Source organism: Trebonia sp. (assembly GCF_049794275.1).
Lineage (GTDB): Bacteria > Actinomycetota > Actinomycetes > Streptosporangiales > Streptosporangiaceae > Trebonia.
This window is the reverse complement of sequence record NZ_JBARCR010000741.1, coordinates 1-4,531: the sequence shown is the minus strand read 5'-3', so window position 1 is coordinate 4,531 and position 4,531 is coordinate 1. Positions and strand designations below refer to the sequence as shown.

Below are 4,531 nucleotides of genomic sequence, written 5' to 3'. Positions count from 1 at the left end.
CTCGGCGCCGCCGAGCGCGACGGCGACGGCCAGGCCAAGCGCGCCGGTGCCGCAGCACAGGTCGGCGATCACCGGGTCCGGCCCGCGAGCCAGCGAGACCGCGGTGTCGACGAGGAACTCGCTGCGGCGCCGCGGGACGAACACCCCAGGGTCTACGAAGATCCGCAGCCCGTGGAACTCCGCCCAGCCGACCACTAGCTCAAGCGGCAGGCCATCGGCCCGCCGTTCGACGAGCAGGTCGAGCTCGGCTGGGCTGCCCGCGGCCGCCGCGAGCAGCCGGGCCTCGTCTTCGGCGAAGACGCACCCGGCGGCGCGCAGCCGCGCCACGACGGCCGGATCGGCATCGGTAGTCATACCGATGGATTATGCCTGCGGCCTGGTGGCCGCAGCCACGCGAATTAACCGCCGGCCGCACGCCTGGCACCCGGCGCCAATCGCCGTGACAGGCCCTGGTGCCCTGTTAGCACGGTGATAATCTCTGGGCGATGATCCCTGAGACCAGCCGCACCGGCGACACCTCGCACGCGGTGGTCATGCCAGACCAGCAGCCGGACGCCGGCCGGGTCCGCCGAACGCTCGGTGAGCTGTTCCCTGAGGCCCCGCCGCCGGCCGACCGGACGGCGAGCTTGCGCACGCTCAGCGTCGCGATCCAGGTCGCGGCCGTCGGCATCGCCACCGTGGTGATGTTGGTGCGCATTCCGCTGCGATTGCCGTCGTGGGACACGATCTACGCCGAGGACTACTTCGTATTCCTGACCCAGGCTTTGCAGAAGCACTGGAACATCTTCATCGGGTACAACAGCAACTGGCAGTTCCTGCCCCGCGTCATCGCGCAGTTCGTGGTCTACCTGCCGATAACGCAGGCGTCGCGGGCGTTCGCGGTGGCTGGGGCGCTCGTCGCGGCCTGCTGCGCCCTGTTCATCTACCACGCGAGCGCGGGCCACATCCGTTCCTCGTGGCTGCGCGCGCTGCTCGCGGTGGCGCTCGTGCTGCTGCCCGCGGCGCCGATGGAGGTCATCGACAGCGGGGTGAACTCGGTCTGGTACGTGTTTCCCGCGATGTTCTGGGCGCTGCTGTGGCGGCCGCGGACGCGGGCCGGGATGGCCGTAGCTCTGGTCCTCGCCTTCACCGCGGCCGCTTCCAACAGCCTGTGCTTCCTGTTCTTGCCGCTGGTCGCGGCACGCCTGTACGTGCTGCGACGGCCCCGCGAGCACGCGGTGACCATCGGCTGGCTAGCGGGCTGCCTGGCGCAAGTGCCGTTCGTGGTGTCCGCCTACCAGTCCGGCCTTTCCCGGCTGAGCAGCCAGCCTGCGCCGCCCGGCCTCTCGCTCGCCTTCTACGGGCATGACGTCGTGCTGCCCGCGTTCGGCTGGCACCTGGTGTGGTGGCTGCGGTCGCTCGCCGGGCTGAACGGCGCCACCGCCCTGGTGGGCGTCGTGCTAGTCGCGATCTTCGCCGTGATCCTGGTGACCCAGGCGGAGGCCAGGCCGTTCGTCGTGACCGCGCTGGTGATCGGGTTCATCTTCCCCGTGGTTGGCATCACCGAGACCGCCCACCTGGCGCGGGCCACGATGTTCCCGGCCGAGCAGCCGGGCAGCAGGTACACGGTGCTGCCGATCTACCTGTTTGTGTCGGCCGTCATCGTCGCCGTGGACTACGCCCTGCGCCGCCGCCGGGCCGCCCAGCCAGAGCCGGGGCCTGGGCCGGGACCGGCGCGGGGCGCCGGCAGCGTGCGCCCCGCGATGGCGGTCACGGCGCTAGTCGCCGTCCTCGCCTTCTCCTGGGTGGTGGACTTCCAGTACGTGGGCTGGCGCAGCAACTGGGGCTGGACCTGGGCGCCGATCGCGGCCAAGTGGCAGCACGACTGCGCGGTCTCGACGACCGGCCAGATCACCGAGAAGGCCGGCGCGATCCTTCAGACGCTGCCCTGCGACCGCATCAGGTCGTAGGCCTGCCCGCAACGGCTAAAGTTGCCCGACGTCAGTAACGTGAATAACCGCGGTGCCCGCTTCGTCTGAGGCAGCCAGGTCGACGCTGGCGGAAATGCCCCAATCGTGGTCGCCCGCCGGGTCGTCGAAGATCTGCCGGACCGTCCATTCCCGCGATCCCTCCTCGACGATGAGCATCGCCGGGCCGCGCGCATCCGCCCCGGTGCCGATGTCGTCGTACAGGTCGAAGTAGCCGTCGAGGGCGTCCTCCCAGGCGCGCGCGGTCCAGCCGTCCGCCGCGTCGAGTTGGCCTAGCTCGTCGTATCTCCGCAGTGCCGCGAGCATGACTCTGCGGAAGAGCGCGTTGCGCACGATTATCCGGAACGCCCTCGTGTTCCACGTCAACGACTTCGGCGCCGCCTCGATCCCGGCCGACTCGGGATCGGGGTGGCTGAGCCGCTCCCACTCGTCGATCAGGCTGGAGTCGACCTGCCTGACCAGCTCGCCGAGCCATTCGATGAGGTCGGTGAGCTCCTCGGTCTTCGCCTCGTCGGGCACGGTCTGCCGCAGCGCCTTGTAGGCATCGGCCAGGTAGCGCAGCACCAGGCCCTCGGACCTGGACAGGCCGTAGAACTGAACGTACTCGCCGAACGTCATCGCGCGGTCGAACATGTCGCGGACCACGGACTTGGGGGAGACCGGGTAGTCACCGACCCACGGGTGGCCGCGCCGGTAGATCTCGTAGGCGGCGTCGAGGACGTCTTCAAGCGGCTTGGGGTAGCTGACGTCGTCGAGGAGCTCCAGGCGCGTCTCGTAGTCGACGCCTTCCGCCTTCATGGCGGCCACCGCCTCGCCGCGGGCGCGGAACTGTTGCGCGGACAGCACCTGGCGCGGGTCGTCGAGGGTGGACTCGATGACCGAGATGACGTCCTTCGCGTAGGTCTCGGACTCCTTGTCCAGCAGCTCGATCGCGGCCAGCGCGAACGGGGAGAGCGGCTGGTTGAGCGCGAAGTCGTACTGCAGGTCGACCGTCAGCCGGACGTACCGGCCGAGTTCGTCGGGCTCCTCGAGGCGCTCGACGACACCGCCGGCGAGCAGCGCGCGGTAGATCTCGATGGCCCGGTGGATGTGCTTGCGCTGCCTGGCCCGGTCCTCGTCGTTGTCGGTCAGCAGGTGCTTCATCGACGCGTACGCGTTGCCCGGGCGGTCGATGACGTTCAGCACCATCGCGTGCGTGACAGTAAAGCTCGAGGTCAGCGGCTCGGGCTCGGCCGCCACTAGGCGCTCGAACGTGGGCTGGCCCCAGGAAACGAAACCCTCAGGCGGCTTCTTCCTGACGACCTTGCGGCGCGCCTTCGGGTCGTCGCCCGCCTTCTTGAGCGCGCGCTCGTTCTCAACGGTGTGCTCGGGCGCCTGAACGACGACGCGGCCCGCCGTGTCGAACCCGGCCCGGCCCGCGCGCCCGGCGATCTGGTGGAACTCGCGGGCGTGCAGCAGTCGCGTCCGCTTGCCGTCGTACTTGCTCAGCGCGGTGAACACCACCGTGCGGATCGGCACGTTGATGCCGACGCCCAGCGTGTCGGTGCCGCAGATGACCTTGAGCAGCCCGGCCTGGGCGAGTGTCTCGACGAGGCGGCGGTACTTGGGGAGCATGCCGGCGTGGTGCACGCCGATGCCGTGCCGCACCAGCCGGGACAGGGTCTTGCCGAACCCCGCGGCGAAGCGGAAGTCGCCGAGCAGCTCCGCGATCTTGTCCTTCTCCTGCCGCGTGCACATGTTCGTGCTCATCAGCGCCTGCGCCTGCTCGAGCGCCGCGGCCTGCGTGAAATGAACCACGTAAACAGGCGCCTGGTTGGTGGTGAGCAGTTCCTCGAGCGTCTCGTGCAGCGGCTGGACGAGGTAGGAGAAGATGAGCGGCACTGGGCGCTCGGCGTTCTTGATCACCGCGGTGGGCCGCTTGGTGCGCCTGATGAGGTCTTTCTCGAACCGCGTGACGTCCCCGAGGGTGGCCGACATCAGGATGAACTGGGCCCTGGGCAGTTCGATGAGCGGGACCTGCCAGGCCCAGCCGCGGTCCGGGTCGGCGTAGAAGTGGAACTCGTCCATCACGACCTGCCCCACGTCGGCATCGGCGCCGTCGCGGAGCGCGATGCTCGCGAGTACTTCGGCGGTGCAGCAGATGATGGGCGCCTTGGCGTTGACGCTCGCGTCGCCGGTCATCATCCCGACGTTGGCGGGGCCGAAGGCGGCGCACAGCGCGAAGAACTTCTCGCTGACCAGCGCCTTGATCGGCGCCGTGTAGTAGGAGCGCTGTCCGGTCGCGAGCGCGGCGAAGTGCGCGCCCATGGCGACCAGGCTCTTGCCCGACCCGGTGGGCGTGGACAGGATGACGTTCGCGCCGGTGACGATCTCGATGAGCGACTCTTCCTGGTGCGGGTACAGGTCGAGCCCCTGGCTCTTCGCCCACCCCGAGAATGCGTTGAAGACCGCGTCCGGGTCTACCGCCCCGGCCGTGGGCGGCGGGAGCAGTTCAGTAAGCGTCATGGCTGTTCTATGGTGCCTTGTCCCGGCGACTACCTGAGCCATGCGGAGCGCTGGCCGGC

Annotated in this window: 2 protein-coding genes and 1 pseudogene; 1 reads left to right on the top strand and 2 read right to left on the bottom strand. The window is 69.4% G+C overall.

Annotation, left to right across the window (positions count from 1 at the left end; translation table 11 throughout):
- A pseudogene (locus tag WA805_RS19540) lies at positions 1-354 on the bottom strand (putative protein N(5)-glutamine methyltransferase); the annotation flags it as partial.
- 131 nt (positions 355-485) lie between these two features.
- Between WA805_RS19540 and WA805_RS19535 the strand changes: the two are divergent.
- Positions 486-1,949 carry a hypothetical protein gene (locus WA805_RS19535; RefSeq protein WP_425243049.1) on the top strand — a complete coding sequence of 488 codons (1,464 nt, stop codon included), beginning with the start codon at positions 486-488 and terminating at the stop codon, positions 1,947-1,949.
- Positions 1,950-1,964: 15 nt separating this feature from the next.
- On the opposite strand, the gene WA805_RS19530 is transcribed toward WA805_RS19535, so the two are convergent.
- Positions 1,965-4,472, bottom strand: a complete 2,508-nt coding sequence (locus WA805_RS19530; protein WP_422338752.1) for a DEAD/DEAH box helicase — start codon at positions 4,470-4,472, stop codon at positions 1,965-1,967.
- Between the last annotated feature and the right edge of the window lie 59 nt (positions 4,473-4,531).

What these genes read in the sequence shown, in the direction of transcription:
- WA805_RS19535 (WP_425243049.1), top strand. Translation starts at nt 486, where the DNA reads ATGATCCCTGAGACCAGCCGCACCGGCGACACCTCGCACGCGGTGGTC.
- WA805_RS19530 (WP_422338752.1), bottom strand. Translation starts at nt 4,472, where the DNA reads ATGACGCTTACTGAACTGCTCCCGCCGCCCACGGCCGGGGCGGTAGAC.